General features: G+C 63.8%; 24 protein-coding genes. 10 read left to right on the forward strand and 14 right to left on the reverse strand.

Translation table 11 applies throughout. The features are described from left to right. Positions 1-11 precede the first annotated feature (11 nt). From DMX06_RS07975 to coxB, 3 genes are read right to left on the reverse strand one after another with little or no spacing between them, the layout of a single operon-like run. Entirely contained in the window at positions 12-569 is a 558-nt protein-coding gene (locus DMX06_RS07975; protein WP_110736052.1) for a cytochrome c oxidase assembly protein, read from the reverse strand. A gap of 10 nt (positions 570-579) precedes the next feature. Continuing rightward, a complete protein-coding gene (gene ctaD / locus DMX06_RS07980; protein WP_110736054.1) occupies positions 580-2,169 on the reverse strand; it encodes a cytochrome c oxidase subunit I in 1,590 nt (529 codons plus the stop codon). Positions 2,170-2,212: 43 nt separating this feature from the next. Continuing rightward, positions 2,213-3,340 carry a cytochrome c oxidase subunit II gene (coxB, locus tag DMX06_RS07985; RefSeq protein WP_110736055.1) on the reverse strand — a complete coding sequence of 376 codons (1,128 nt, stop codon included), beginning with the start codon at positions 3,338-3,340 and terminating at the stop codon, positions 2,213-2,215. Between the two features lie 381 nt (positions 3,341-3,721). On the opposite strand from coxB, the gene DMX06_RS07990 reads away from it, so the two are divergent. Beyond that, complete coding sequence (locus DMX06_RS07990) at positions 3,722-4,363, forward strand: hypothetical protein (RefSeq protein ID WP_110736057.1); 642 nt, start codon at positions 3,722-3,724, stop codon at positions 4,361-4,363. A gap of 136 nt (positions 4,364-4,499) precedes the next feature. Here the strand turns inward: DMX06_RS07990 and DMX06_RS07995 are convergent, their stop codons facing one another. Both DMX06_RS07995 and DMX06_RS08000 read right to left on the reverse strand, forming a co-directional pair. Further along, positions 4,500-6,035, reverse strand: coding sequence for a SulP family inorganic anion transporter (locus DMX06_RS07995; protein ID WP_375538088.1), 1,536 nt, complete (start codon positions 6,033-6,035; stop codon positions 4,500-4,502). Between the two features lie 188 nt (positions 6,036-6,223). Further along, complete coding sequence (locus tag DMX06_RS08000) at positions 6,224-6,943, reverse strand: carbonic anhydrase (RefSeq protein WP_110736058.1); 720 nt, start codon at positions 6,941-6,943, stop codon at positions 6,224-6,226. A 622-nt stretch (positions 6,944-7,565) separates the two neighbouring features. Here DMX06_RS08000 and DMX06_RS08010 point away from each other — a divergent pair. Next, the gene (locus DMX06_RS08010; RefSeq protein ID WP_110736060.1) at positions 7,566-8,141 is read left to right on the forward strand and encodes a hypothetical protein; all 576 of its coding nucleotides are present in this window, start codon (positions 7,566-7,568) and stop codon (positions 8,139-8,141) included. A gap of 79 nt (positions 8,142-8,220) precedes the next feature. Here the strand turns inward: DMX06_RS08010 and DMX06_RS08015 are convergent, their stop codons facing one another. The 3 genes from DMX06_RS08015 to prlC all read right to left on the reverse strand — a co-directional run bounded on the left by DMX06_RS08015 (position 8,221) and on the right by prlC (position 11,765). Continuing rightward, the gene (locus DMX06_RS08015) at positions 8,221-9,279 is read right to left on the reverse strand and encodes a PA0069 family radical SAM protein (protein ID WP_110736310.1); all 1,059 of its coding nucleotides are present in this window, start codon (positions 9,277-9,279) and stop codon (positions 8,221-8,223) included. A 159-nt stretch (positions 9,280-9,438) separates the two neighbouring features. After that, positions 9,439-9,717 carry a YheV family putative zinc ribbon protein gene (locus DMX06_RS08020; protein WP_110736062.1) on the reverse strand — a complete coding sequence of 93 codons (279 nt, stop codon included), beginning with the start codon at positions 9,715-9,717 and terminating at the stop codon, positions 9,439-9,441. After that, positions 9,714-11,765, reverse strand: a complete 2,052-nt coding sequence (prlC, locus tag DMX06_RS08025) for an oligopeptidase A (RefSeq protein ID WP_258378813.1) — start codon at positions 11,763-11,765, stop codon at positions 9,714-9,716. Before prlC ends, DMX06_RS08020 begins: the two co-directional genes overlap by 4 nt. 102 nt (positions 11,766-11,867) lie before the next feature. Here prlC and DMX06_RS08030 point away from each other — a divergent pair, with 102 nt between their 5' ends. Together DMX06_RS08030 and DMX06_RS08035 are read left to right on the forward strand one after the other, a co-directional pair. Continuing rightward, positions 11,868-12,416 carry a gamma carbonic anhydrase family protein gene (locus DMX06_RS08030; RefSeq protein ID WP_110736065.1) on the forward strand — a complete coding sequence of 183 codons (549 nt, stop codon included), beginning with the start codon at positions 11,868-11,870 and terminating at the stop codon, positions 12,414-12,416. Between the two features lie 82 nt (positions 12,417-12,498). Then, on the forward strand, positions 12,499-13,149 hold the full coding sequence (locus DMX06_RS08035; RefSeq protein ID WP_110736311.1) for an HAD family hydrolase: 651 nt from the start codon (positions 12,499-12,501) through the stop codon (positions 13,147-13,149). A gap of 33 nt (positions 13,150-13,182) precedes the next feature. Here the strand turns inward: DMX06_RS08035 and DMX06_RS08040 are convergent, their stop codons facing one another. Further along, on the reverse strand, positions 13,183-14,253 hold the full coding sequence (locus tag DMX06_RS08040) for an aminopeptidase (protein WP_110736067.1): 1,071 nt from the start codon (positions 14,251-14,253) through the stop codon (positions 13,183-13,185). Between the two features lie 88 nt (positions 14,254-14,341). Here DMX06_RS08040 and DMX06_RS08045 point away from each other — a divergent pair, with 88 nt between their 5' ends. Together DMX06_RS08045 and DMX06_RS08050 are read left to right on the forward strand one after the other, a co-directional pair. After that, entirely contained in the window at positions 14,342-14,761 is a 420-nt protein-coding gene (locus DMX06_RS08045; protein ID WP_110736069.1) for a PA0061/PA0062 family lipoprotein, read from the forward strand. 55 nt (positions 14,762-14,816) lie between these two features. After that, complete coding sequence (locus DMX06_RS08050) at positions 14,817-15,230, forward strand: PA0061/PA0062 family lipoprotein (RefSeq protein WP_028688711.1); 414 nt, start codon at positions 14,817-14,819, stop codon at positions 15,228-15,230. A 40-nt stretch (positions 15,231-15,270) separates the two neighbouring features. Here the strand turns inward: DMX06_RS08050 and DMX06_RS08055 are convergent, their stop codons facing one another. Together DMX06_RS08055 and DMX06_RS08060 are read right to left on the reverse strand one after the other, a co-directional pair. Then, complete coding sequence (locus tag DMX06_RS08055) at positions 15,271-15,504, reverse strand: DUF1161 domain-containing protein (RefSeq protein WP_110736071.1); 234 nt, start codon at positions 15,502-15,504, stop codon at positions 15,271-15,273. 75 nt (positions 15,505-15,579) lie between these two features. After that, positions 15,580-16,005: an OsmC family protein gene (locus DMX06_RS08060; RefSeq protein ID WP_110736073.1), complete on the reverse strand. Its 426-nt coding sequence runs from the start codon at positions 16,003-16,005 to the stop codon at positions 15,580-15,582. A gap of 152 nt (positions 16,006-16,157) precedes the next feature. Here DMX06_RS08060 and DMX06_RS08065 point away from each other — a divergent pair, with 152 nt between their 5' ends. Then, entirely contained in the window at positions 16,158-17,162 is a 1,005-nt protein-coding gene (locus tag DMX06_RS08065; protein ID WP_110736075.1) for an LLM class flavin-dependent oxidoreductase, read from the forward strand. Positions 17,163-17,261: 99 nt separating this feature from the next. On the opposite strand, the gene DMX06_RS08070 is transcribed toward DMX06_RS08065, so the two are convergent. Both DMX06_RS08070 and DMX06_RS08075 read right to left on the reverse strand, forming a co-directional pair. Beyond that, complete coding sequence (locus DMX06_RS08070; RefSeq protein WP_110736077.1) at positions 17,262-17,483, reverse strand: DUF1161 domain-containing protein; 222 nt, start codon at positions 17,481-17,483, stop codon at positions 17,262-17,264. 103 nt (positions 17,484-17,586) lie between these two features. Then, positions 17,587-17,802, reverse strand: coding sequence for a dodecin (locus DMX06_RS08075; protein ID WP_011531496.1), 216 nt, complete (start codon positions 17,800-17,802; stop codon positions 17,587-17,589). 151 nt (positions 17,803-17,953) lie between these two features. On the opposite strand from DMX06_RS08075, the gene DMX06_RS08080 reads away from it, so the two are divergent. Then, positions 17,954-18,277, forward strand: a complete 324-nt coding sequence (locus DMX06_RS08080; RefSeq protein ID WP_110736078.1) for a DUF883 family protein — start codon at positions 17,954-17,956, stop codon at positions 18,275-18,277. Here the strand turns inward: DMX06_RS08080 and DMX06_RS08085 are convergent. Continuing rightward, complete coding sequence (locus DMX06_RS08085; RefSeq protein ID WP_110736080.1) at positions 18,274-19,170, reverse strand: LysR family transcriptional regulator; 897 nt, start codon at positions 19,168-19,170, stop codon at positions 18,274-18,276. The genes DMX06_RS08080 and DMX06_RS08085 overlap by 4 nt on opposite strands. Positions 19,171-19,280: 110 nt before the next feature. On the opposite strand from DMX06_RS08085, the gene trpB reads away from it, so the two are divergent. Both trpB and trpA read left to right on the forward strand, forming a co-directional pair. Then, entirely contained in the window at positions 19,281-20,498 is a 1,218-nt protein-coding gene (gene trpB, locus DMX06_RS08090; protein WP_110736082.1) for a tryptophan synthase subunit beta, read from the forward strand. Then, positions 20,495-21,304, forward strand: coding sequence for a tryptophan synthase subunit alpha (gene trpA / locus DMX06_RS08095; RefSeq protein WP_110736083.1), 810 nt, complete (start codon positions 20,495-20,497; stop codon positions 21,302-21,304). Before trpB ends, trpA begins: the two co-directional genes overlap by 4 nt. Positions 21,305-21,401 lie beyond the last annotated feature (97 nt).

Below are 21,401 nucleotides of genomic sequence, written 5' to 3' on the forward strand. Positions count from 1 at the left end.
ATCTCCTTCCCTCAACGGGCACCCTCGGGCGCGGCTTGGGCGACCGGGGGGTGACGAGCGGTGATGTCGAACAGGGTGTAGGCCAGTGTCAGGTGCTTCACCGACTCCGGCAGGTCACGGTCGACGATGAAGCGCACCGGCATCTCGATGCGCTCCCCCGGCTGTAGCACCTGCTGGGTGAAGCAGAAGCACTCGGTCTTGTGGAAGTACGCCGCGGCCTCGGCCGGGGTGATGCTGGGGATGGCCTGGGCGCTCATCGGCTGGTTGGTCGGGTTACGGGCGATGAAGATCATCTGGTTCACCGCCCCCGGGTTGACCTCGATCTGGTCGGCGGTGGAGTGGAACTCCCAGCTCATGTCACCGGCGTTGGTGGACATGAACTGCACCCGCACCGAGCGTGACGGGTCGCTTACCTGGGTGCCCGCGTACTGCCCGCCGGTCTTGCCGTTGATGCCAAAGGCCTTGCACATCACGTCATAGATCGGCACCAGGGCGAAGCCGAAGGCGAACATCACCACGGTCAGCATCAGCAGGCGGGTGACCAGGCGTTTGAGCGACAGGCCGTCCATGGGCAGGCTCCTACTTCACTTCCGGCGGGGTCTGGAAGGTGTGGTAGGGCGCCGGCGACGGGATCGACCACTCCAGCCCTTCGGCGCCATCCCACGGTTTGGCCGGTGCCGGCACCCCGCCACGGATGCACTTGATGACGATGAACAGGAAGAAGATCTGCGTGGCGCCAAACATGAAGGCGCCGATCGACGAGACCATGTTGAAGTCGGCGAACTGCAGGTTGTAGTCCGGGATCCGCCGCGGCATGCCGGCCAGGCCGACGAAGTGCATGGGGAAGAAGGCCAGGTTCATGCCGACGAACGACAGCCAGAAGTGCAGCTTGCCGAGGGTTTCGTCGTACATGTGGCCGGTCCACTTTGGCAGCCAGTAGTAGGCCGAGGCGAAGATGCCGAAGATCGCCCCGGGCACCAGCACGTAGTGGAAGTGGGCGACCACAAAGTAGGTGTCGTGGTACTGGAAGTCCGCAGGCGCAATGGCCAGCATCAACCCGGAGAAGCCGCCGATGGTGAACAGGATGACGAAGGCGATGGCGAACAGCATCGGTGTCTCGAAGGTCAGCGAGCCTTCCCACATGGTGCTGACCCAGTTGAACACCTTCACCCCGGTGGGCACGGCGATCAGCATGGTCGCGTACATGAAGAACAGCTCGCCCACCACCGGGATGCCGACCACGAACATGTGGTGGGCCCAGACGATGAACGACAGGAAGGCGATCGCCCCGGTGGCGTAGACCATCGAGGTGTAGCCGAACAGCGGCTTGCGCGAGAACGCCGGGATGATCGAGCTGACCGCGCCGAAGGCCGGCAGGATCATGATGTACACCTCGGGGTGGCCGAAGAACCAGAACACGTGCTGGAACAGCACCGGGTCGCCACCGCCAGCGGCGCTGAAGAAGCTGGTGCCGAAATGAATGTCCATCAGCATCATGGTCACCACGCCGGCCAGCACCGGCATCACCGCGATCAGCAGGAACGCGGTGATCAGCCAGGTCCAGACGAACAGCGGCATCTTCATCAGGGTCATGCCCGGGGCGCGCAGGTTGAGGATGGTGGCGATCACGTTGATCGCGCCCATGATCGAGCTGATGCCCATCAGGTGGATGGCGAAGATGAAGAAGGTCACGCTGGCCGGAGCGTAGGTGGTCGACAGCGGGGCGTAGAAGGTCCAGCCGAAGTTCGGCCCGCCGCCGGGGCTGAACAGGGTCGAGACCAGCAGCAGGAACGCCGCCGGCAACAGCCAGAAGCTGAAGTTGTTCATCCGCGGCAGGGCCATGTCCGGCGCGCCGATCATCAGCGGGATCATCCAGTTGGCCAGGCCGACGAAGGCCGGCATCACCGCGCCGAACACCATGATCAGCCCGTGCATGGTGGTCATCTGGTTGAAGAACGCCGGCTCCACGATCTGCAGGCCGGGCTGGAACAGCTCGGCGCGGATCACCATGGCGAACGAGCCACCGAGCAGGAACATGCTGAAGGCGAACCACAGGTACATCGTGCCGATGTCCTTGTGGTTGGTGGTCAGCACCCAGCGCATCAGGCCCTTGGCCGGGCCGTGGGCGTGTTCATGACCGTGGGCGTGGTCGTCGATCACTGCACTCATGTCCTGTCTCCTGCAATCCACTGACTGCCGCGGCTAGCCCGGCTCATTGCGCTTCGGCCTGCTTGAGCGCCAGCACGTCCTTCGGCGTGACCATGTCGCCCTTGTTGTTGCCCCAGGCATTGCGCTCGTAGGTGACCACGGCGGCGATATCGACTTCCGAAAGCTGCTTGCCGAACGCCGCCATGGCGGTGCCGGGCTTGCCGTGGAAGACGATGCCCAGGTGAGCTTCCTTGGGCCCGGTGGCGATCTTCGAGCCCTTGAGCGCCGGGAACATCGGCGGCAGGCCCTGGCCTTCGGCCTGGTGACAGGCCACGCAGGTGGTGTGGTAGACCTTGTCGCCGCGGGCGACCAGCTCTTCGAGGGTCCATTCCTTGCTGGTCAGCTCCTTGAGCTTGGCCGCCTCGGCCTTGCGCTCGCCAAGCCAGGTGTCGTAGTCGGCCTTGGACTTAACCTCGACCACCACCGGCATGAAGCCGTGGTCCTTGCCGCACAGCTCGGTGCACTGGCCACGGTAGATGCCCGGCTTCTCGACCCGGGTCCAGGCCTCGTTGACGAAGCCGGGGATGGCGTCGCGCTTGACCGCGAAGGCCGGCACCCACCAGGAATGGATGACGTCGGCGGCGGTCACCAGGAAGCGCACCTTGGCGCCCACCGGCAGCACCAGCGGCTGGTCGACCTCGAGCAGGTAGTGCTCGTCCTTCGGCGACTTGTTGTGGATCTGCTCGGCGGGGGTGGCCAGGTTGCTGAAGAACTCGACGTCCTGGCCCAGGTACTTGTAGTGCCACTTCCACTGGTAGCCGGTGACCTGGATGTCGATATCCGAGTCGCTGGCGTCGTAGATGTCGATCAGGGTCTTGGTGGCCGGGATGGCCATGACTACCAGGATCAGGAAGGGAACCACCGTCCAGAGGATCTCGACCCAGGTGTGCTCGTGGAAGTGCGCGGCCTGCTGCCCGGTCGAGCGGCGGTGGATGACCATCGACCAGAACATCGCGCCGAACACCACGATGCCGATGATCACGCAGATCCAGAAGATGGTCATGTGCAGGTCGAACACTGCGTGGGAGACTTCCGTCGCCCCGGGCGCCATGTTCACCGTCCATGCTGCCTGTGCCTGACCGAAAATCGACCACAGCAACAGGCCCATCCAGACATGTGGATGTCGCATCATTGCGGGTTCCCCTTATCGTTCTTGTAGTCCCGGAGGCGTGGACGACCTGCTACGACAAAGGGGGGAACGGTGGCCAAGACTGCCTGGCTTCGACGACCGAGCCCCCTGCTTAAGGCAGTCGGGCCTCATCAACGAATCACGTTTCACCCGGAGTATAGACACCGACCAATGGTGCGCAACGCAGGGCTTGAAATGATCTTCACGTAACCAAACGTTTGCGCTGAAAGCCGCATGAATACTGGCCCGGGGCACAATAATGGCACTTTGATATAGCCAATTTCCTACACGTATCTCAGCGATATAACAAATGCGTCTTAGCGATTCTCGTAAGCAAGCTAACTTAGTGTCTTCCGTTTGTAACGCCATGTCCCTGGAGTTGTCATGAACATCGCTGCTGTACGCGAGCAGATCGAAAATGCCCATCAACATGAGAGCCGCACAGGCCAACTGAAAGCCCGCCTCGAACTGCAACTGCCACACCTGCATCCATCGATCCAACTACCCCAGCAGGATGCCCAGGGTACCTTGGCGCGCTTTGTCGGCGCCTATATCAACGAGGTTCCGGAACTGCTCGAGGCCGCGCACAACGTAGCGCTCGAAGCAGGCATCGAGACGCAGATCAAACCGGTACTGAAGATTGCCGAGGCCTATTTCCTGCAGCCTCCGAGCGTGATGGCGGGGCAGGTCGGGCTGGATTGCCTGCTGGACGAGGCCTACCTGGCGCATCGCCTGGTCGAGGAGGTCAACGACCTGTATATCCGCCATTTCCAGCAACCGCTGATTCCGGTGGATACCACGGTCGCCAACCTGATCGCCCATCAGCTGATCGGCGAGACGTTTGCCAACCAGCTGGATGAGGTGGTGCACCATTCGGTGGATGAGATGCTTGATGACGAAAGCTTTGCAGCCGAGTCGGTGGAGGCTTACCGCGACAAGCTGTCGAGCCCGGCAACTGGCGCTGCGTGGAAGCGCTGGCCGTGCCTGTCGCGCCAGCTTGGCGTGGAGTTGGGGCAGTCGGCCTGAGCAACGTTCGAAATCGCCAGGGTTGCTGCGCAGCCCTTTCGCGGCACAAGGCCGCTCCGACAAGGGAACGCGATCTCGTGTAGGAGCGGCCTTGTGTCGCGAAAGGGCCGCAAAGCGGCCCCAGCGATCTCCCAGGCTAAACCCCAACCCCCGCCGTAGTCCGCAACCGTCCCTCGACCCGCCGCTTCAAGCGCCGCTGCTCCAGCACCAGCCGCGAACCCTTGGCCGCGCCACTGCGCCCCCAGTCCTCGAGCAACTCCAGGCAGGAATGGTCGATATAGCTCAGGTTGCCCAGCGGTACATGCAAGGTGGTCCCCTCCGGCACCGTATCCATCACCTGGGTCAGCGCCGGCACCTTGAGAAAGGTCGCCGCGCCGCTCAGGCGCAGTTCCATGTGCCCCGGCGTACCCAATGCCACCAGGTTGATCTTCAGCCGCGCCGCCTTCAGCGCCAGCTTCAGCAGGGTCAGGGCAAAGCCCAGCAATACGCCGGTCAACAGGTCGGTGAAGATGATCGCCAATGCAGTCGTCGCATAGGTGAACATCGGCATCCGCCCATAACGGCCCAGCCCACGGAACGCCTTGAAGTCCACCAACTTGACCCCGGTATAGACCAACACCCCGGCCAGGCTGGCCACAGGGATCTGCTGCAGCACGCTGCTCAGCGCCACCACGAAGGCCAGCAGCCAGAGCCCATGGAAGATCGCCGAGGCCCGTGTACGGGCGCCGGCCTGGACGTTGGCCGAGCTGCGCACGATCACCCCGGTCATCGGCAGCGCACCAAGCACCCCGCAGAGCATGTTGCCGATGCCCTGCGCCGACAGCTCACGGTCGAAGTCCGAACGCTGGCCGCTGTGCATGCGGTCGACGGCGGCGGCGGACAGCAAGGTCTCGGCGCTGGCGATGAAGGCCAGGGCGAAGGCCGCCACCAGCAGGGTCGGGTCGGCCAACTTGAGCAGGTCATCCGGGCGCAACCAGTCGATGGCTTCGGATAAATCGGCCGGCACCTGAACGCGGTTGACCGGCAGCGCCAGCCACAGGCTGACGGCGGTCATCGCCGCCACCCCGAGCAGGGCTCCGGGAATGAAGCGCAGGCGTTGCGGGCGCAGGCGCTCCCAGCCCCACATGATGGCGATCGTGCCCAGCCCAAGCGCGCCGGCCTGCCAGCCATTGCCCGTGCTTTCCAGCGGCAGGGCCGAAGCCAGCGTCGCCGGGAAGCCCAGAAGGTTGTCCACACCCGAGGGCTGTGGCGCCGTGTCGAACATCACATGCACCTGGGACAGCACGATCAGCACGCCGATCCCGGCGAGCATGCCATACACCACCGCCGGCGCCGTGACCCGGAACCAACAGCCCAGGCGCAGGCGTCCAGCCAGCAATTGCAACAAGCCGGCCAGCAGCAGGATCGGCCCGAGCATCGCCACGCCATGCTGGCGCACCAGCTCGAACACCAGCACCGCCAGCCCCGCCGCCGGGCCGCTGACCTGCAACGGCGAGCCGGCGAGAAAGCCCACCACGATACCGCCGATGATGCCGGTGATCAGTCCTTTGGCCGGCGGCATGCCCGAGGCAATGGCAATGCCCATGCACAACGGCAGGGCGACCAGGAAGACCACCACCGAAGCCAGCAACTCGCGCGGCAGGGCCGCCTTTATCTGTGTCATGTTCACCATGTAGCTCCTTTCTAAATTCACGGCCATTCCGCTGGCCGCTAGCACGGGGAACCCTGAATGACGCGCAGGCGCAGGCCGCCAGCGGGTCTGCCGGCAAGGCATTCAGGGAGATTCAAGGCAGGCGAAGGCCGCGCCGCACCCATCGGGTGCAGCCGGCAATCAAGGCTTTTTCAGCGTGTTCGGGTCGCTTAGTAGCGGCCTCTCGGTGTGGCAGAGGGGATCGGCTGACCTGCGGTCAGCGGCAGGAAGCGATCGCTGGCGGCGTCGTAGGCTTCGATCTGGCTGGTCTCGATGTCATACAGCCAGCCATGGATATGCAACTGGCCCGCGGCCAGGCGCGAGGCCACCGATGGGTGGGTGCGCAGGTGGTGCAACTGGGCGATGACGTTTTCCTTGGTCACCAGCTGCATGCTTTCGTGCGGGGTGCCGCAGGAGCAATTGTCTTCGACCACGGTACGCGCCACCTCGGCGTGGCGCAGCCAGGCCGCGACAGTCGGCATCTTGTCCAGCGAGTGCGGGTTGAGCACCGCGCGCATGGCGCCGCAGTCGGAGTGGCCGCAGACGATGATGTGGTGCACGCCCAGCGCCAACACCGCGTATTCGATGGCGCTCGACACACCGCCGTTCATCTGGCCATACGGCGGCACGACGTTGCCGACGTTACGGGTGACGAACAGGTCGCCCGGCGAGCTCTGGGTGATCAGTTCAGGCACGATGCGCGAGTCGGCGCAGGTGATGAACATGGCGCGCGGCTTCTGCGCGGTGGCCAGTTTCTTGAACAGCTCTTGCTGCTCGGGGAAGACTTCGGTGTGGAACCGCAGGAAGCCGTCGACGATATGCTTGAGGGCGGCATCGGCGCTTTCGGCGGGTGCGGCCGGGACAACCTTGGATGGGTCCTTGACGGGCATGATTCATCCTCTTGACGGTTTGAAAGTGAATTCCATGTTACCGGGGAAAGATTGGAGTGACGCGGGGATTTAGATGACGCGCACGGGTAAATAATCACAGTCACTGCTGACTCATGACTCACGCTAGCGTAGGAAACTTAACTGAAACTTAATTTGGACAGCTCTAGAACGGGCGTTCCAGGGACTTTAGGCGGGATCTGAATAATAGCAAAAAAGCATCATTTGCCAATAGCCACGACTGATTTTAGTACCTTGCATTAGCCACACTGGGGATAACTGTCTCGTGGCAAGCACCTGGCCTGTGAGAGCGGGTTCAGCCGCGAAGCAAGCGACACGGTACCATGCACCGACTACGCCGGTGTTCGCGGCTAACGCCGCTCCCACAGGCATTTATTGCCGGGTTGTCCTAGCGACATTCATACACCGGCGGCGCACCTGCCCCCAAGCCAGCACGAAAAGTACCTGCACGACGTTCATGCTGGTCGTTTCCCACGCCATCTCAAGGCAAAAAAACCGCTCTACTACGAGCCTTCTGACAACATTAATGTCGCTCTTCCGATTTAAAAAAGCATTTCGCCAGCATAGGATGCGCATCCCTCGTCACTGCTAGACACGGACCGTCATGCATCTTCGCCGCTCCTTGCCTCACGCCATCTTTTTAGGCTGCCTGAGTGTGTGCACCGCACTGCTCGCCGACCCGAAACGCGCCGAACTGCTGGAGGTCTACCCACATGCGGTGGAGCAGGGTGCGGGGTCAAGCGCACATCGACACGCGTTAGCGTTCGTAGATCAAGCAAAAATCGGGGAGAACCTGCCGGTCATGGCTCTTTGGGTCGCCAGGCAAACAGTGTCCTTCAAGGCTATCGCTGCCGAGCTTGGCCATGCTGAGGCGGAGGACGTGATATCTGAGGAAATCAACAGGCTGCTTCCTCTGTACCAGCCCCAATGGAACGAAAAGATCGCGCTGGCGTACGAAGTGTTCTTCACTCAGGAGGAACTGTCTTCCCTGGCATCTGAAGGGAGCACTTCTGAATACGTAGGCAAGGTCAAAGCCCACCAGGCCAGGATTGGTAGGCATATACAGTCGTCATCCAAACCAATTTTGGTTGAGATGGTGACTCAGGCACTTAAGGCAGCCACCTCCCGAAATCCGGGGGCCGCGGTTCAACTGCTTAACCGCACGAGCCTGATCCAATAGCGAAAGCTACAACTTTCGGTTGTATCTGAAGCCAGCCCCACGGTACCTGCAAGATCAATAGATCGTGCCTTGTCCGCGTTCAAAACAACGCCATCTGCCCGCCCGGCGGGCAGAATGCCGTGCAATCCAGCGCCAGCTCCTCCCGCCCCTCGAACCCCAAGCGCCTCGCCGCCTTGCGAAAGCGCTGGGCCAGCAGCTCAGCGAACACGCCTTCACCGCGCATTCGCGCGCCAAATCGGCTGTCGTAGAGCTCGCCACCCCGGCTCTGACGAATCAGGCTCAGCACATGCGCGGCCCGCTGCGGGTAATGATCGTGCAGCCACTGCTCAAACAACGGTGCGACCTCCAACGGCAGGCGCAGCATCATGTACGCCGCGCTCTGCGCGCCGGCCTCCTTCGCCGCCTCCAGCAGGTGCTCCAGCTCGCTGTCATTGATCATCGGGATCATCGGCGAACACAGCACGCCCACCGAAACGCCGGCCTCGCGCAGCACTCGGATCGCTCGCAAACGAGCCTTGGGGGCGGCTGCGCGGGGTTCGAGGGTGCGCTTGAGCTCATCGTCGAGAGTGGTGAGGCTGATCATTACCCGCACCAGGCGCTGGCTGGCCAGTTCGCTGATCAGATCAAGGTCGCGCAGTATCAGCGAGCCCTTGGTGACGATGGTCACCGGATGGCGGTAGCGCAGTAGCACGTCGAGCAAGCGTCGGGTGAGCTGATGCTCGCGCTCGATGGGCTGGTAGGGGTCGGTGTTTGAACCCAGGTTGATTGGCGCACAGACGTAACCGGGCTTGCTCAATTGCTGTTCAAGTACCTCGGCGGCATTGGTCTTGGCAATCAGCTTGGTTTCGAAATCGAGGCCGGGGGAGAGGTCCCAGTAGGCATGGCTGGGACGGGCGTAACAGTAGATGCAGCCGTGCTCGCAACCGCGGTAGGGGTTGATTGAGCGGTCGAAGGGCAGGTCGGGGGAGGTGTTGCGGGCGATGATGGTCTTGGCCGTCTCGATCCGCACCTCGGTGCCCTGGGTGAGTGGGACTTCCTGGTACCAGCCATCATCCTCGACCACTGAAACGCTCAGGGCGAAGCGGTTGTGGGGGTTGCCGGCGGTGCCACGGCCGCGAATGGGGGCTGGTTTCATGATGGAAGACCGGATTACTGTACATAAACACAGTAATCCGGTTTTCGAAGTGATGCCAGTACCGCCTGGCCCATTCGCGGGTAAACCCGCTCCCACAGGCCTGTGATACTCCTGTGGGAGCGGGTTTACCCGCGAATGGGCGCAAGGAATTGCGAAACCCGGTTACTCCGGCTTCTTCAGCTTCGGATTGGGGAAGAACTGCACGGTCTGCACCTTGGCCGGCGCCGCCTTGGGCGCCAGGTGGTTGACCCGGGTGCCCAGCTCCGAGGGTACCGACAGGCCCTGCTCATTCAGGGTATCGGTGAACCCGCAGGCCACGCACTCGCGGTGCGGCACGCCGTCCTCGTTCCACATCATCAGCTTGTCCATCTCACTGCACGCCGGGCATACCGCCCCGGCGATGAAACGTCGCTTGCTCTTGCTCACGGCTACCTCGCTCATGCCGCCGCGTCCTCGGTGAGGCCACTGTGGCGCAGCAATGCATCGATGGAAGGCTCACGGCCCCGGAAGTCGACGAACAGCACCATCGGCTCGCGGGAACCGCCACGGGCCAGGATGGCTTCGCGGAAGGCATGGCCGGTCTCGGCGTTCAGCACACCTTCTTCCTCAAAGCGCGAGAAGGCGTCGGCCGACAGCACTTCGGCCCACTTGTAACTGTAGTAACCCGCCGCGTAACCGCCGGCGAAGATGTGTGCGAAGCTGTTGGGGAAGCGGTTGTACGCCGGCGGACGCATCACCGAGACCTCGTCGCGCACGCCTTCGAGCACCTGCAGCACGCTGCGGCCGTCGCCGTGGGTGGCGTGCAGCTCGAAGTCGAACAGCGAGAACTCCAGCTGGCGCACCATCATCATGCCGGACTGGAAGTTCTTCGCCGCCAGCATCTTGTCCAGCAGGTCCTGGGGCAGCGGTTCGCCGGTCTCGTAGTGGCCGGAAATCAGCGCCAGGCCCTCGGGCTCCCAGCACCAGTTTTCCATGAACTGGCTCGGCAGCTCCACCGCGTCCCAGGCCACGCCGTTGATGCCGGACACGCCGGCATGCTCGATGCGGGTCAGCAAGTGGTGCAGGCCGTGGCCGAACTCGTGGAACAGGGTGGTGACTTCATCGTGGGTCAGCAGCGCAGGCTTGCCGGGCGTAGCCGGGGTGAAGTTGCACACCAGGTTGGCCACCGGGCTCTGCAGCGCGCCTGCGGCGGTGCGGCGGTGGTCTCGGGCGCCGTCCATCCAGGCGCCGCCACGCTTGTTGGCGCGAGCATAGAGGTCGAAGAAGAAACGGCCGACGTGCTGGCCGTTTTCCTTGATCTCGAACAGGCGCACGTCCGGGTGCCAGCTGTCGAAGCCCTTGAGTTCGGCGATCTCGATGCCGTACAGGCGCTGGACGATGGCGAACAGGCCGGACAGCACCTTGTCGATCGGGAAGTAGGCGCGCAGGGCTTCCTGCGACACGCTGTAGCGCTGTTCGCGCAGCTTCTCGCCGAAGTAGCCGGCGTCCCAGCTGGCCAGCTCAGCGGTGCCCTGCTCGGCGGCGTAAGCCTTGAGCTGCTCCAGGTCCTGGGCGGCGAACGGCTTGGAACGCTTGGCCAGGTCACGCAGGAAGCTCAGCACCTGGTCGCTGGACTCGGCCATCTTGGTGGCCAGGCTCAGCTCGGCGAAGTTCGGATAGCCCAGCAGCTTGGCCAGCTCCTGGCGCAGGTCGAGAATCTCTTCCATCACCGGGCCGTTGTCGAACTGGCCGGCGTTCGGGCCCTGGTCGGAGGCGCGGGTGCAGTAGGCGGCGTACAGCTCTTCGCGCAGGGCGCGGTCGTCGGCGTAGGTCATCACCGCGTAGTAGCTGGGGAATTCCAGGGTGATCAGCCAGCCGTCGAGGCCCTTGGCCTGGGCGGCGGCGGCCATCTGCGCCTTGGCCGAATCGGTCAGGCCGGCGAGGGCGGCCTCGTCGGTGACGTGCTTGGTCCAGGCCTGGGTGGCGTCGAGCAACTGGTTGGAGAAGCGGCTGCCCAGTTCACTGAGCTTGCTCTGCACTTCGGCGTAGCGCTGCTGCTGGTCGGCCGGCAGGTCGATGCCCGACAGGCGAAAATCGCGCAGGGCGTGGTCGATGATGGTCTTCTGTGCCACGTCGAAACCGCCGGCCTCGGGGCTGGCGGCCAGGGCTTCATAGGCTTCGAACAGGGCACGGTTCTGGCCCAGTTCGGTGGAATAGGCGCTCAGGGCCGGCAGGCACGACTCGTAGGCCTCGCGCAGTTCCTGGCTGTTGCACACCGCATTGAGGTGGCGGACCGGGCTCCAGGCGGCGCTCAGGCGGTCGTCGAGTTCGTCCATGGCCAGCACCAGGCCGGCCCAGGTCGGGTTCTTGCCCTGCTTTTCGAGGATCTCGGCGATGGCCTTGCGGTTGTCGGCGAGTATCTGCTCGATCGCCGGCAGCACATGCTCGGCGCGGATTGCCGAGAAGGGCGGCAGATCATGGGGCTGCAGCAGCGGGTTGTTCGTACTCACGGTTCGGGTACCTTGGCAGGAGAAACACGGGACCATCTTAATTACAATCGACGCCGACCGCAGCAGGCAGCCTGCCTATCGGCATTGCAGAGGAACACTATCATGGCCCTCCGGACCTTCCAGCAACACACGCCGAAAGTGGGAGCACGGGCCTTCGTCGACCGCTCGGCGGTGGTCATCGGCGACGTCGAGATCGGCGAGGACAGCTCGATCTGGCCGCTGACCGTGGTACGCGGCGACATGCACCGCATCCGCATCGGCGCACGCACCAGCGTGCAGGACGGCAGCGTGCTGCACATCACCCACGCCGGGCCGTTCAACCCCGACGGTTTTCCGCTGATCATCGGCGACGAGGTGACCATCGGTCACAAAGTCATGCTGCATGGCTGTACCCTGGGCAACCGCATCCTGGTTGGCATGGGCAGCACCATCATGGACGGCGCCATCGTCGAGGACGAGGTGATCATTGGCGCCGGCAGCCTGGTGCCGCCGGGCAAGCGTCTGGTCAGCGGCTACCTGTACATGGGCAGCCCGGTGAAGCAGGTGCGCCTGCTGAGCGAGCAGGAACACGCGTTCTTCCCCTACAGCGCCGGCAACTACGTGAAGCTCAAGGACCAGCACCTGGCCGAAGGCTACGACCAACCGGAATGACGCCCTCGCGGGGCAAGCCCGCTCCCACGACCTTCGCATGCCCCGCGATGGCGTCCAGATGAATACCAGAGTGGACAGCTCCATGCACCAGCAGAACATCCTTTTCGACCTCGACGGCACCCTGACCGACCCACGCTCGGGGATCACCCGCTCGATCCAGTACGCCTTGGCCAAGCTGGGCATCGACGAGCCGGACCTGACCCGCCTCGAGCAATTCATCGGCCCACCCCTGTTGCAGGCCTTCATGCAGTTCTATGGCTTCGACGAAACCAAGGCCTGGGACGCGCTGAACTTCTACCGTGAGCGCTTCAAGGTCACCGGGCTGTACGAGAACCTGGTGTTCGACGGTGTGCCGCAACTGCTGCAGGCGCTCAACGACCAGGGCCGCACCCTGTATATCGCCACTTCCAAACCGTGGATGTATGCCCGCGAGATCGCCCGGCATTTCGAGTTCGACCACCACTTCAAGGTGATATACGGCAGCGAGCTGGACGGCACCCGCACCAACAAGGTCGAGCTGATTCGCCACTTGCTGGACGAAGAAGGGCTGGACCCGGCACAGACCCTGATGATCGGCGACCGCAAGCATGACCTGATCGGTGCGCGCAGCAATGGCTTGCAGGCCGTGGCGGTGGGCTATGGGTTCGGCAGTCGAGAGGAACTCGAGGCCGAGGCGCCGGCGTTTCATTTCGAGACGCTGGCCGAGCTGCATCAGGCATTCATCAGAGGCTGATATGTATCGGGGCTGCAAAGCAGCCCCTTTATCTCAAGGCATTGCCATCAACCGTCCAAGCACCGCCTTGCGCTGTTCGATTGGCATCCGCCCCAGCGCCTCGACCCGCTCATAAAACAGTCCCCAGTCCCCTCCAACCTCATCGAACAGCTTCGAAAACGCCGGAACCCACTGGTCATAAAGCCCAAACGGCAGCAGCTTGGCATTGTTCAATGGAGCAAAGATCCAGGCATCGAAACGTCGATCACCACCCCAGTCGCGGTCCCGTACCTCGCGGTACTCCCGCCGCAACCGCTCGAACTCAGCCTGCTTGGCCGCCCGCTTGCCCGCCTCATCCAGCGGCCCGACATAGATCGCCTGCAAGCGCTCGCGGCTGGCCAGCACCAGCCGGGTGAACTGCTCGCGCTGCCGGGCCCCGACCTCCTCGATGGCAGCCAACCCACGTGCCGCGCGCCATTGCCGTGTTCCCTCCTGCTCGACAAACGAGGCAAACGACTCGTTGAACTCGGTATCGTCCTGCACGTAGAAGCGCTGGTGTGCCAGCTCATGGAAGATCACCGTGGCCAAGCGCTCATCGCCCCAGCCGGCCATGGTCGAAAGAATCGGGTCATCGAACCAGCCCAGGGTGGAGTAAGCCTCCACGCCTCCCACGTAGACATCCAGGCCTTCCTGGCGCATCAATGCCGCCGCGCCGCGGGCCGCGCCCTGTCGGTAATACCCGCGATAGGCCACGCAGCCGGCGATGGGGAAGCAATGGGTCACCGGTTGCAAGGACAGCTCAGGGGTGGCGAACACATTCCACACCACATACGGTCGCCCCAGGTCGGCGTAGACCCGGTAACTGCCGTTATCCGGCAACTTCAGCTGCGCACTGGCGAACGCCCGGGCCTTTTCGGCGAACAACAGGCGCTGGCGCAGCACCGGGCTGGTGGCCGGATCCTCGATCACCCGGTCCAGCGGCTGGCGCGCCTGCAACAGCTGCCACTGCCCCTCTGCCAGCTGGCCGTAATAGCTCACGCTGGAGCAACCGCTCAGCAGGACACCCAGCGCCACGGGAACCAACCGGGTGAAAACGCGGTCCAGACCCCGACGGCTGCAGCGCATGAAAAGAAAAAGTCCAAACATCGAGGCTGTCTATCTCGCTCGTCGGCCGAATGCGACCAAGACTATCTCGCCAAGGGGAAGCTTCGCCATGCGTACTCTGCTGTTTGCCGCCGGCACGCTCGTGCTGTTGTCCGGTTGTGCCTCCTTCCTGCCCCGCGCCGACCCGAACCAGGCCTGGATCGACCTGGCCCCAGGTGACAACGACTCGCTGCACGCCCTGCAGGTCGATGAGCGCGACTGGGCCGACACCCGCTATTTCCAGGTGCAGCCAGGCAATCACGAGCTGACCGTGCGCTACCAGTTCACCGTGACGCCCAGCAACATCGGCCCGGTGGGCGAACCGCTGTGGCGCGACTGCCAACTCAATCTCACCTACAAGGACTTCACCGCCGGGCAGCGCTACCAGATGCAGGCCGGCAGCATCGGGTTCCGCCCCTGGGTCAAGCTCTACGACCAGCAGCAGAAACTGATCGGCCAGGGCGAGCCGGCAGGTTGCCAGCGCACCTGAACCCCGCGAACGGCGCTATGCTTGTAACCTGTGAACCGCGAGCGGGAGTTTCACCATGCGCCAGCCCATGATGCTGATGGCCCTCAGTGCCCTGGGGGCGTGCGCCAGCCCCTTGCCCCCCGTAGACCCAGGCAAGGCCTGGGTCGATCTCTACACCATCACCCCCGGCAGAACCATCATGGCCGACCGTCTGGACGGCCAGCGCCTGGACGACGGCCGCTACTTCCAGGTGACGCCCGGCAAGCACGAACTGGTGGTGCGCTTCGACTACGAGATTTATTCCGGCGGCTTCAGCACCGACCCCACCGAGCGAACCTGCTACCTCACCGTGCGCTACAACGACTTCAAGGCCGGCCAGCGTTATCGACTGGAGGCGCGGGCCCCGGCGATGCAACCACAGGTGCTACTGTACGACGCCAACCGCAAGGTGGTGGTGAACGAGCCGAGCAACGTGACCTGTATTCCTTGAGCGGAGTATGGGGCCGCTTGGCGGCCCCACCTATCGAGACTTACCTGTCGTTCTTCTGGTAGATGATCTTCTTCGTGCCGCCATCGCAGCTGCCGACGACCATGTTCTGGTCCCGGACTTCGCTGTTGGGCACGATTTCCAACGTGTAGGAGGTTACCCCGCGCGCCTGGATCTTCGCTTCGATCTCGGCCTTTAGCTCCTCGCACGGCTTGGGCGCGGCCAGTGCGGCCGTGGCGAGCAGGGAAGCCAGCACACCAATTGCTACGCGGATCATGGAACGGCTCCTGAGACAGGGCAGACAAGCTGCCAACGCTGTTTAGACTACAGGAAACCGCCGCCGTTGCGCCGCCTAGGAAAGCAGGGTGGCGTCCAGGCTGATGGTCGCGTTCAGTACCTTGGAGACCGGGCAACCCGCCTTGGCCTTGTTGGCGATCTCCTTGAATTGCGCTTCGCTGGCACCCGGCACTGTTGCCTTGAGCGTGAGGTGCACGGCGGTAATGGCAAAGCCGTCGGCCTGCTTGTCGAGACTCACTTCGGCAACGGTATCAATACGTTCCGCGGTGAAGCCCGCCTCGCCCAGCATCATCGACAGCGCCATCGAGAAGCACCCGGCATGGGCGGCGCCGATCAGTTCCTCCGGGTTGGTCCCGGGGCTGCCCTCGAAGCGGGTGTTGAAGCCGTAGGGCGCCTGCTTGAGCGCGCCGCTTTCAGTGGAAATCAGGCCTTTGCCTTCCTTCAGACCACCTTGCCAGACCGCCGATGCTGTCTTTTTCATGCTGCCTCCCGGACATGGGTTGGGTATGTACAGTTCTGAGGACTGGGCTTGCGCCAAGTTCAGATCAATCTGCAGGCAGGCATTGAATCCGCCGAATATGCCCATACAGAGTTCGCAAGGCCTTTGGCCAATCACCTGAAGCGGAGGCTCCAATGACGCACCTGCGAGACCTGAAGATATCCACCCTCGACCTGGTGCCCGTGCGCGCCGATGGCAGCCCGGCGCAATCGCTGCACAACTCGCTGGACCTGGCCCGGCACGCCGAACGCTTTGGCTACAACCGCTTCTGGGTCGCCGAACACCACAACATGGACGGCATCGCCAGCTCGGCCACCGCCGTGCTGATCGGCTACCTGGCCGGTGGCACCTCGACCATCCGCATCGGTTCCGGCGGGGTGATGCTGCCCAACCATGCGCCGCTGGTGATCGCCGAGCAGTTCGGCACCCTGGCCAGCCTGTACCCTGGTCGTATCGACCTGGGCCTAGGGCGCGCTCCGGGTTCCGACCAGATCACCGCCCACGCCCTGCGTCGCGAACGCTCCGGCAGCGCCGACGACTTCCCCGACGATGTCGAGGAACTGTCGCGCTACCTCGGGCCGCGTACAGATGATCAAAAAGTGATCGCCGTGCCCGGCCATGACACCGAGGTGCCGATGTGGCTGCTCGGCTCCAGCCTGTTCAGCGCCCAGCTGGCCGGCATGCGCGGCATGCCCTATGCCTTCGCCTCGCATTTCGCGCCGCGCTACATGCACGAGGCAATCCGCATCTACCGTGACCATTTCAAGCCGTCCACCACGCTGGACAAGCCTTACGTGATGCTCGGCATCCCGATGGTGGTGGCCGAGACCGACGAAAAGGCCGAGTACCTGGCGACGTCGGTGTACCAGCGTATCCTCGCGCTGATCCGTGGCCAGAGCCTGATGCAGCGCCCGCCTGTCGAAAGCATGAATGAACTGTGGCTGCCCCATGAACGCGATGCGGTGAGCAGTTTCCTGGGCCTGGCGATGATCGGCAGCCCGCAGAAGGTGCGGGCGAAGGTGGAAGTGCTGCTGGAACAGACCGGGGCGGATGAGCTGATCTTTACCAGTGATCTTTATGAGCATGCCGACCGGATCAGGTCCTATGAGCTGATGGCGCAGGCCCTCAAGACCGAGTGATCTTCTTCGCGGGTAAACCCGCTCCCACAGGTACCTCACTGACCTTGATAACAGTGGAATACCTGTGGGAGCGGGCTTGCCCGCGAAGAATCCAGCGCATCAGCCACGGCGGTAGACAATCTCCTTGGTCCCGCCCTCGCAGGTGCCGACCACCTTGCCCGCCGGATCGCCCTTGTTGACGATCTCCAGCGTATAGCCCTTCACCCCCTTGGCATCGAGCTTCGCCGCAATCTCCGCCTTGAGCTCCTCGCACGGCTTGCCCGCCGCCAGCGCGCCGCCGGCCAATGCCATCAGCCCCACGGCCAGAATCAACTTCTTCATCGATCGCTTTCCTTGTACAGATCAAAGACGAAAAGGGCGCGAAGCTCGCGCCCTGCAACCTTCATTACCCGATCAGGCCGGGCAAGCCTAGCCCAGCTTCGTTTCAGCTGTTGGCGATGCGAAAGCCCACCTTCAGCGTCACCTGGAAGTGCGCGGCCTTGTTGTCGCGGATATGCCCGCGGGTATCGACCACCTCGAACCACTCCAGGTGCTTGATGCTCTTGCCGGCCTCGGCCAGGGCATTGTTGATCGCTTCTTCGATGCTGGTGGGTGAGGATCCGACCAGCTCGATCTTCTTGTAGGTGTGATGATCCGACATGAGTGCTCTCCTTGGTTGGGTAGTCCGTTGAGCCTAGCAGCGCAGGCCCGGTTTACCTGCGAGCGATCGCCGCAGGGCAAAGTTCGATCGCACTTTCACCATCGCGCACAGTCGCATTCCTTACAGCCCATCACTGCGAAGGAGAGTCACCATGGCCCACAACTCGCTGCGCAAAGCGTCGCTGGAAAGCATGGAAGCCGAGATCGAAAGCCTGCTCAAGACGCTGGAGCACCTCAAGCACGATGCCTCGGAGGAGTCGCACAAGACCATGAAGGCGCTGCGCGGCAATGCCGAGAACGCCCTCAAGCATTCACGCAGCCTGCTCGGTGACGCCTACGAGGAAATGAAGACCCGCACCCGCCAGACCGGTGTCGCCACCCGCGACTATGCCCAGGAACACCCCTGGACCACCGCCGGTGTAGCAGTCGGCGCCCTCGGCCTGCTGGCAGCCTACCTGATGTGCCGGCGCAGCTAGCCGGCCTGCTGTTGCAGCTCCCGGCGCAGCCATTGCGCCAGCTGCTCGGCGCGCCCGTCCGCGGCGCGCCGGGGCACCCACAGGGCCAACGCGGCGTGGGTCGGAGAAAAGCCCCACGGTGCAGCCAGTCGTCCGGCTTTCAGGTCGTCCGCCACCAGCGGCTGTGGCGCGATGGCAACGCCAAGGCCGGCCACCGCCGCTTCCAGCAGGTAGTACAAATGCTCGAATGCCTGGCCGTAACTCAGCGCGTCGGACTCGATACCATGTTGTTGCGCCCAGGTCGGCCAGGCCTGAGGCCTGGAGGTCGTATGGAGTACCGCCTCTCGTAGCAAAGCCACGGCCGGCGCGGCTTTCAAACGATCGAAGCCTTCGAAGTGCGGGCTCATCACCGGGCCGATCCGCTCTTCGGCGAGCACATGCACCTGCATGTCCGCCGGCCAAGGTGGCTCGGCATAGACCAGCAGGGCATCCAGCCCCGGGCGTCGTGGATCGAGATCGCCTTCGCCGGCTGACAGGTGCAGGCGCAACTCCGGCAGGTCGGCTTTCAGACGCCCGAGACGGGGAATGAACCAGCGCGCCAGCAAGCTGCCAGAGCAGCCGAGCACAAAGGGCGCTTCGTTGGCATCGCGGGAAAGCTCGGCGCAGACGCTGCGCAAGCGGTCGAATGCCTCGAAGCTGGCATCGCGCAGACGCACCCCGGCATCTGTGAGTTTGACGCCGCGCCCGTCCTTGACGAACAGGGCCACGCCCAGATGCTCCTCGAGCACCTTGATCTGTCGGCTGACGGCGCCATGGGTGACGTGAAGCGCTTCGGCCGCCTGGCTGACGCTATTGAGTCGGGCGGTCGCCTCGAAGGCTCGCAGGGCGTTGAGGGGGGGAAGGTCCTGGGCCATTTTACTTGTGAGTTTTCCTGACAGGTTTGCGCAATCTTATCGGTTTTCAGCCGACCGCGTCGTGGTTAGAGTAAAGCCCATCACTCATCCACTACGCCCTGGAGCGCCCCATGACCCAGACCCAATACCGCGCCGGCCCCGATGCCAACGGCCTGTTCGGCTCGTTCGGCGGCCGCTACGTGGCCGAAACCCTGATGCCCCTGGTGCTGGACCTGGCCCGCGAATACGAAGCCGCCAAGGCCGACCCCAAGTTCCTCGAAGAACTGGCCTACTTCCAGCGCGACTACATCGGCCGCCCCAACCCGCTGTACTTCGCCGAGCGCCTGACCGAGCACTGCGGCGGCGCGAAGATCTTCTTCAAGCGTGAAGAGCTCAACCACACCGGCGCGCACAAGGTGAACAACTGCATCGGCCAGGTGCTGCTGGCCAAGCGCATGGGCAAGAAGCGCCTGATCGCCGAGACCGGCGCCGGCATGCACGGCGTGGCCACCGCCACCGTCGCCGCGCGCTTCGGCCTGCCCTGCGTGATCTACATGGGCGCCACCGACATCGAGCGCCAGCAGGCGAACGTGTTCCGCATGAAGCTGCTGGGCGCCGAGATCGTCCCGGTCACCGCCGGTACCGGCACGCTCAAGGACGCCATGAACGAGGCCCTGCGCGACTGGGTCACCAACGTCGACGACACCTTCTACCTGATCGGCACCGTGGCAGGCCCTCACCCGTACCCGGCGATGGTCCGCGACTTCCAGTCGATCATCGGCAAGGAAACCCGCGCCCAGTTGCAGGAGAAGGAAGGGCGCCTGCCCGACAGCCTGATCGCCTGCGTCGGTGGCGGCTCCAACGCCATGGGTCTGTTCCACGACTTCCTCGATGACGCCAGCGTGCAGATCATCGGCGTCGAAGCCGGCGGCCACGGCGTGCACACCGACAAACACGCGGCCAGCCTCAACGGCGGCGTGCCGGGCGTGCTGCACGGCAACCGTACCTACCTGCTGCAGGACGACGACGGCCAGATCACCGACGCCCACTCGATCTCCGCAGGCCTGGACTACCCCGGCATCGGCCCGGAGCATGCCTACCTGCACGAAGTGAAGCGCGTGGAGTACGTCAGCATCACCGACGACGAGGCCCTCGACGCCTTCCACGCCACCTGCCGCCTGGAAGGCATCATCCCGGCGCTGGAAAGCTCCCACGCCCTGGCCGAGGCGATCAAGCGCGCGCCGAAGCTGCCCAAGGACCACCTGATGGTGATCTGCCTGTCCGGTCGCGGCGACAAGGACATGCAAACCGTGATGAACCACATGGCCGCCCAGGAGAAACAGGCATGAGCCGTCTCGAACAACGCTTCGCCGAACTCAAGGCCGAAGGCCGCTCGGCACTGGTCACCTTCGTCACCGCCGGCGACCCGGGCTACGACGCCTCGTTGCAGATCCTCAAGGGCCTGCCGGCGGCCGGTGCCGACGTGATCGAACTGGGGATGCCGTTCACCGACCCCATGGCCGACGGCGTGGCCATCCAGCTCGCCACCCTGCGCGCCCTGGAAGCCGGCCAGACCCTGGCGAAAACCCTGCAGATGGTTCGCGAGTTCCGCACCGGCAACCAGACCACCCCGATCGTGCTGATGGGTTACTACAACCCGATCCACCGTTTCGGCGTTGCGCAGTTCGTCGCCGAGGCGAAGGAAGCCGGCGTCGATGGCCTGATCATCGTCGACCTGCCACCGGAGCACGACGCCGAACTGGCCACCCCGGCCCAGGCCGCAGGCATCGACTTCATCCGCCTGACCACCCCGACTACCGACGACGCACGCCTGCCGCGCGTGCTGGAGCGCAGCTCCGGGTTCGTCTACTACGTGTCGGTGGCGGGTGTGACCGGTGCGGGGTCGGCGACCACAGAGCATGTCACCGAGGCCATTGCGCGCCTGCGCCGGCATACCGATCTGCCGATCAGCGTTGGCTTTGGTATTCGCACGCCAGAGCAGGCCGCAGCCATTGCCCGCCTGGCCGATGGTGTGGTGGTCGGTTCGGCGCTGGTCGACAAGATCGCCCAGGCCAAGGATGCCGGCCAGGCAGTGAAGGATGTGCTGAGCCTGTGCTCGGCGTTGGCCGAAGGCGTGCGCGCCGCCCGGGCCTGATCCGCGTCGCCTGCTTCGCGGGTAAACCCGCTCCCACAGTAATGGTGTGATCCTGAGAGTTTCACCTGACCTGTGGGAGCGGGTTTACCCGCGAAGA

It is taken from the genome of Pseudomonas mosselii, from assembly GCF_003205295.1.
In the GTDB taxonomy this organism is placed as follows: domain Bacteria; phylum Pseudomonadota; class Gammaproteobacteria; order Pseudomonadales; family Pseudomonadaceae; genus Aquipseudomonas; species Aquipseudomonas mosselii_B.

Excerpts from the sequence above, each read along its gene's own strand:
- DMX06_RS07975 (WP_110736052.1), bottom strand. The coding sequence starts at position 569 with ATGGACGGCCTGTCGCTCAAACGCCTGGTCACCCGCCTGCTGATGCTG.
- ctaD (WP_110736054.1), bottom strand. The coding sequence starts at position 2,169 with ATGAGTGCAGTGATCGACGACCACGCCCACGGTCATGAACACGCCCAC.
- coxB (WP_110736055.1), bottom strand. The coding sequence starts at position 3,340 with ATGATGCGACATCCACATGTCTGGATGGGCCTGTTGCTGTGGTCGATT.
- DMX06_RS07990 (WP_110736057.1), top strand. The coding sequence starts at position 3,722 with ATGAACATCGCTGCTGTACGCGAGCAGATCGAAAATGCCCATCAACAT.
- DMX06_RS07995 (WP_375538088.1), bottom strand. The coding sequence starts at position 6,035 with ATGGTGAACATGACACAGATAAAGGCGGCCCTGCCGCGCGAGTTGCTG.
- DMX06_RS08000 (WP_110736058.1), bottom strand. The coding sequence starts at position 6,943 with ATGCCCGTCAAGGACCCATCCAAGGTTGTCCCGGCCGCACCCGCCGAA.
- DMX06_RS08010 (WP_110736060.1), top strand. The coding sequence starts at position 7,566 with ATGCATCTTCGCCGCTCCTTGCCTCACGCCATCTTTTTAGGCTGCCTG.
- DMX06_RS08020 (WP_110736062.1), bottom strand. The coding sequence starts at position 9,717 with ATGAGCGAGGTAGCCGTGAGCAAGAGCAAGCGACGTTTCATCGCCGGG.
- DMX06_RS08030 (WP_110736065.1), top strand. The coding sequence starts at position 11,868 with ATGGCCCTCCGGACCTTCCAGCAACACACGCCGAAAGTGGGAGCACGG.
- DMX06_RS08035 (WP_110736311.1), top strand. The coding sequence starts at position 12,499 with ATGCACCAGCAGAACATCCTTTTCGACCTCGACGGCACCCTGACCGAC.
- DMX06_RS08040 (WP_110736067.1), bottom strand. The coding sequence starts at position 14,253 with ATGCGCTGCAGCCGTCGGGGTCTGGACCGCGTTTTCACCCGGTTGGTT.
- DMX06_RS08045 (WP_110736069.1), top strand. The coding sequence starts at position 14,342 with ATGCGTACTCTGCTGTTTGCCGCCGGCACGCTCGTGCTGTTGTCCGGT.
- DMX06_RS08050 (WP_028688711.1), top strand. The coding sequence starts at position 14,817 with ATGCGCCAGCCCATGATGCTGATGGCCCTCAGTGCCCTGGGGGCGTGC.
- DMX06_RS08055 (WP_110736071.1), bottom strand. The coding sequence starts at position 15,504 with ATGATCCGCGTAGCAATTGGTGTGCTGGCTTCCCTGCTCGCCACGGCC.
- DMX06_RS08060 (WP_110736073.1), bottom strand. The coding sequence starts at position 16,005 with ATGAAAAAGACAGCATCGGCGGTCTGGCAAGGTGGTCTGAAGGAAGGC.
- DMX06_RS08065 (WP_110736075.1), top strand. The coding sequence starts at position 16,158 with ATGACGCACCTGCGAGACCTGAAGATATCCACCCTCGACCTGGTGCCC.
- DMX06_RS08070 (WP_110736077.1), bottom strand. The coding sequence starts at position 17,483 with ATGAAGAAGTTGATTCTGGCCGTGGGGCTGATGGCATTGGCCGGCGGC.
- DMX06_RS08075 (WP_011531496.1), bottom strand. The coding sequence starts at position 17,802 with ATGTCGGATCATCACACCTACAAGAAGATCGAGCTGGTCGGATCCTCA.
- DMX06_RS08080 (WP_110736078.1), top strand. The coding sequence starts at position 17,954 with ATGGCCCACAACTCGCTGCGCAAAGCGTCGCTGGAAAGCATGGAAGCC.
- DMX06_RS08085 (WP_110736080.1), bottom strand. The coding sequence starts at position 19,170 with ATGGCCCAGGACCTTCCCCCCCTCAACGCCCTGCGAGCCTTCGAGGCG.
- trpB (WP_110736082.1), top strand. The coding sequence starts at position 19,281 with ATGACCCAGACCCAATACCGCGCCGGCCCCGATGCCAACGGCCTGTTC.
- trpA (WP_110736083.1), top strand. The coding sequence starts at position 20,495 with ATGAGCCGTCTCGAACAACGCTTCGCCGAACTCAAGGCCGAAGGCCGC.